The 4,706-nt window shown below is 58.1% G+C and carries 5 protein-coding genes and 1 pseudogene; 5 read left to right on the top strand and 1 reads right to left on the bottom strand.

The genetic code is table 11. From position 1 onward, the window contains the following. Positions 1–88 precede the first annotated feature (88 nt). From L5014_RS38285 to L5014_RS38270, 4 genes and pseudogenes are all read left to right on the top strand, one after another. The gene (locus L5014_RS38285; protein WP_420800210.1) at positions 89–751 is read left to right on the top strand and encodes a Mu transposase domain-containing protein; all 663 of its coding nucleotides are present in this window, start codon (positions 89–91) and stop codon (positions 749–751) included. Then, positions 732–1,502: an IS21-like element helper ATPase IstB gene (istB, locus tag L5014_RS38280; protein WP_238469052.1), complete on the top strand. Its 771-nt coding sequence runs from the start codon at positions 732–734 to the stop codon at positions 1,500–1,502. Before L5014_RS38285 ends, istB begins: the two co-directional genes overlap by 20 nt. Beyond that, the gene (locus L5014_RS38275; protein WP_028221460.1) at positions 1,499–1,723 is read left to right on the top strand and encodes a hypothetical protein; all 225 of its coding nucleotides are present in this window, start codon (positions 1,499–1,501) and stop codon (positions 1,721–1,723) included. The genes istB and L5014_RS38275 overlap by 4 nt, the downstream gene beginning before the upstream one ends. 103 nt (positions 1,724–1,826) lie before the next feature. Next, a pseudogene (locus L5014_RS38270) lies at positions 1,827–2,189 on the top strand (isochorismatase family protein); the annotation flags it as partial. Positions 2,190–2,288: 99 nt separating this feature from the next. Here the strand turns inward: L5014_RS38270 and L5014_RS38265 are convergent. Continuing rightward, positions 2,289–2,669, bottom strand: coding sequence for a nuclear transport factor 2 family protein (locus L5014_RS38265; protein WP_238469051.1), 381 nt, complete (start codon positions 2,667–2,669; stop codon positions 2,289–2,291). Between the two features lie 519 nt (positions 2,670–3,188). Between L5014_RS38265 and L5014_RS38260 the strand changes: the two genes are divergently transcribed. Next, a complete protein-coding gene (locus L5014_RS38260; protein WP_238469050.1) occupies positions 3,189–4,094 on the top strand; it encodes a LysR family transcriptional regulator in 906 nt (301 codons plus the stop codon). Positions 4,095–4,706: the final 612 nt, after the last annotated feature.

Genomic DNA, 4,706 nt, shown 5'->3' with positions numbered 1-4,706 from the left:
TGCGGTTGCCAAAAACGGCAAAAAACCGCATTCTTGAGCCCGTTCGAATCGGGCGTTTTACACCAGTTCTGCTGGCTCCTTTACGCCGATCATCCCCGGCTCCTTTACGCCGATCCGTGACACACTGCCCGACAACCCTTATGAATGCGACCTGCAGGAGCCCGCGAGCGTCGGCAAGACACCCTACGTCCGGTTCGACCTCAACGATTACTCGGTGCCGGCCGATTATGTACGTCGCACGCTCACTGTGCGTGCCGATCCACACCGGGTACGCATTCTCGATGGCGCCGACGTTGTGGCCGAGCATGTGCGTAGCTACGATCGCGGCCAGCAGGTCGAGAACCCTGCCCATATCGATGAACTGGTCCAGCGCAAGCGCGCCGCACGCCAGCATCGCGGCCTTGACCACCTGGCCCATGCCGCGCCGGCCTCGCGTGCGCTGATGCTGCGCGCAGCCGAGGTGGGCGGCAACATCGGCAATATCACCACGCAGTTGCTGCGACTGCTCGACTGCTACGGCGCGCTCGAGCTGCAGGCCGCCATCGAGGAGACACTCGCCAGCGACGCGGCTCCCCATCCGAACCCGGTGCGCGAAGCACTCGAGCGTCGACGGATTGCGCGCCAGGCGCCACCACCGGTCTCGCTGAACCTGCCCGAGCACATTCGCAGCAAGGACGCAGTGGTCACGCCGCACCGCCTGGAAATCTACGATCAGCTTACCGGAGGACACGATGACGACAAGCATGACTGACATCCTGCGCGAACGCGCCAGCGAGTTAAGGTTGCACGGGTTGCTTGCTCACTGGTCCGCGGTACTGGGCGAACCGTGGCTCGGACCGCTGCTGCAGTGGGAAGAGGAGGAGCGCACGCGCCGCTCGCTGGAGCGGCGCATCCGTGCCGCGCGCCTTGGCAGCTTCAAGCCGCTGGCCGACTTCGAGTGGAACTGGCCCACGCGTTGCGACCGCGCTGCCGTCGAGGAACTGATGGCGCTGGAGTTCGTGAAGGAGAAGTCCAACGCCGTGTTCATCGGCCCGAACGGCGTGGGCAAATCGACACTCGCACTGAACGTGGCGTACCAGGCGCTCATCCATGGCTACACGGCGCTCTTTACGACGGCTGGCAAGATGCTGGGCGATCTGGCCGCCGCCGACAGCGATGCAGCGCTGCGCCGGCGCCTCGGATACTACGCATCACCTGCGCTGCTCGTCATTGACGAGGTCGGATACCTGGCCTACTCGAACCGTTACGCTGACCTGCTGTTCGAGCTGGTGAGCCGCAGATATGGTGCCGCAAGTACGGTGGTCACAACCAACAAAGCATTCTCTGACTGGTCAGAGGTGTTCCCCAATGCTGCATGCGTGGTCTCCCTGGTCGATCGCCTCGTGCATCGTGCTGAGGTCATCGCCATCGAGGGAGAGTCGTATCGCGTCAAGGAGGCAAAGGAGCGCGCCGAGCAACGCGCCCGCAAACGTAGCGCTTCACGCCCGGAGAAAAAGCCATGAGCAGGCGCACCCCGTTACCCTCTGGGCTGTCCTGCGGGCTGGACTTCCTGATCGACACGAACTGGTCTCCGGAGCAGGCACTCGCCGTGTACGAGTTGCTCAACGATCTGCGCACGCGCATCTGGCTACGTTACGGCGAAGACGTGATCGAGTTGATCCGCCGACAGCGATGGCCTGCACCGAACCTCGGCGACATCAACGATCTCTCGGAACCGATCTGAATCGACTCGTACCGGCGGCCGGCGTCGGCTGCCGTTCCATTGTTGAGCGATTTACTCGACCTTGCGCCGCCGTTTAGTGTCGGATTTACAAAGCCGCCAACACACCTCGATCAATTCATGGGAAGACGTCGAATTCCGCGCTGCCGTCAAGGCAACCGGCCGTAAGAAGTTGATCATGACCGCGCTGTGGACCGAGGCATGTCTGACGTTTCCGGCGCTGGACGCACTCAAGGAAGGCTACGAGGTTTATGTGGTCGTCGATGCCGTGGGTGGAACGTCCGTTGCCGCCCACGAAGCGGCGCTTCGCAGGATCGAGCAGGCAGGTGGCAAGATGATCAGCGTCGCGCAACTGTTCTGCGAACTGCAGCGCGACTGGGCACGCAGTGACACGGTTCCCGCATTCATCAACCTGTTCATCGAGACCGGCGGAACCGCCGGCATCCAGTTCTCGTACGATCGCACCTGACAGTGTCCCGCACGGGCCCGTCCAGGGCTCGTGCCTTCTCATGGCATGGCAACGGTGCCCCCGCCCATCCGAAATCTGGCTCTACGGGAAAATTCACGCCTATCCCATGACTTTGGGCGTTGGGGTCGACGCCCACGCAAGCAGGTTCCATGTCTGATGTTTTTTGACCCAGACTGTGGTAAATCGGTTATCGAGAATGCGGTCAATGCCGTCGACGGTCGCTTTGATAATCACATGACCGACCATAACAACGGCCCCTTCGCTTGCTCGAAGAATTTCCCGCGATCGAGTAGCGGAATGGTAAACCACTCGGCCAGAGCGCAGCGATTCCAGATACTCTTCTTTGGTCTCGGTAACTGCAGATGAATGCGTATATAACAACTCCGCATCCAAAAGACTGGAAAGCGCACTGAGATCATTTGCAATCATTGCGCAGTAACGTGCATCGTCAGCCGCCAATATCTGAGAAAAAAATTCCATAGATATCCAGTCCTTTTTATTTGGTATCCTTCCGTACGACTTCTACGGGGGACATCTGCACCAGAACTTGTGGCAAGCCCGGCCATACCCCCGTTGGCTATTTCGGCGTGTTCCATCGCTAGATACCAAATCACCCATGACGCCATGATCAAGTGTGCGCCATTGTCGCGACGACTGCCAGCAAGAAATTGCCGAAAGGACTATTTCCGAACTCCCTGCTCCGCCTCCCGGCGTTGCGATGGATTATGCAATCGGGCGGTCAGCTTGTTGCATGTATCTTTCACCCTGTCTCTTGCACCGATCGTTCTGGCGAAGCGAACATTATGTTCGAGCCTGACGGCCTTCTCAGGCATGGACGCCCTGCTTATACTCAATTCTGGAGTTCCCGGGGTTATGCAGCCGAATCCTCTAATGGATGACCTATTTTCGGTGAGAATTAAAAATATCATAAATCTGAAGACCCAGGAAACAACCTGACATATCGATGTAGAGCAGCGCATCAATTTATTCAACATTCCTATGCAGAATCTTCCCGATCTCGAGGCGTGGGCTATTTTTTCACATGTAGCCATGGCGGGCTCATTCGCGAAAGCGGCCGAAAAGCTCGGTGTGTCTCAACCGACTGTGTCAAAGGCAATCGCACGACTCGAAAAGCGCCTCGGCACGACTCTTCTATACCGTAGTTCACGCCGGGTTTCCCTGACGCCAACTGGGCAGCGCGCGATGAAGCGTGCGGAATCCATCGTCAGGGAGGGAGAGTTGATCGAAGCAGAAAATTCATCGAGCACTCAAGTTCCGAATGGGTTGCTACGCATTTCAGCCCCAATGCCTTTGGGTCTGGCATACATCGCCCCACTTATGTCCGGGTTCCTCGCGCGTTACCCTGACATGGAGCTCGCTGTTTCGTTCGCTGGCCCCGTGGTGGACGAAAATGGTAGTGGCTTCGATGTGACTTTTCGAGTCACAGAACTGGAAAATTCCTCCACGCGTTCACACGGTCAATATCGCAAACTGTTCGCCGTGCGACGCCGACTTGTCGCAAGCCAGAGTTATCTGGCCCAGCATGCACCAATCGATCACCCACGAGACTTGGAAAAGCATTCGTGCTTTGGCTATTCGAGCGATACCACCGCACTATCGTGGTGTTTCCGTCATTCGTCCGGCGAAGAATTCCGCAAAACGATTAGTGCCAGAATGCGAACGGACAGCGCCGAATCGCTTCTGCCGCCGTTGTTGGCAGGTCTCGGCATCGCATTGCAGCCGGAGCTTGTCGTGCAAGATGCACTGCGCCGCGCAGAGTTGGTAGAAGTCTTGCCGGGATGGGACGCTACCCCGATCTACCTGGACGTGGTCACGCCACCGCAAGTTCACGCTTTTGCTCGGGTAGCGGCATTTCTCGACTATCTTTCGGAGAATTTTCCATGAGTTTAGCAGGCGATATTTTTTAGATGATATTCTTCGTTGAGAGTCGAGGCCGAAAATCCGGACGGGTCAATAGGTGGAGTGCTCGGGTTCTGAACTAATCGCAGGAAGCAGCAAGAGGAATAGTACTGTAGGGTCGAGAACTGGCGCGCGGTCAGGATCGTCAGCGCAGCGGCCACGCCACGAATGTCCCGACCGGCTCATCGGCGCCCTCAGGCGGCCTTCTCGCGTACATCGGCGAAATCGAGTGCGTCCCATGGCGCGCTGGTCATTGAAAGCCGCAGGTGCTCGATAAATACGCGTAACTTGTGCAGTATCTGGTGCACCAGATACTGCACAGTATCTCGAGCCTCGTTTTATGTCGATAATTTCGCGTTTGGCCTTGTGCAAGCGAACGCACCCGCCACTGCATTGCCACATAAATCCCGTGGCTCACAGCGAATTCAGAAACGCGAGCAGGTCTAGCTTCGGTTTCCATGATTTCGCCCGCCCGGGGCGTTGTTGCATAAATCGAGCATAAGGACGAAGCGGCCTCCATGTTTTCGACCTCAGGCGGTACGAACGGACCGCGGGCGTGCAAGTGCCGCCATGCGGTTGAGCACGCCTGCACGAATC

It is taken from the genome of Paraburkholderia tagetis (assembly GCF_022213065.1).
GTDB classification, from domain to species: Bacteria; Pseudomonadota; Gammaproteobacteria; order Burkholderiales; family Burkholderiaceae; genus Paraburkholderia; species Paraburkholderia tagetis.
This window is presented reverse-complemented; position numbering and strand designations above follow the sequence as displayed.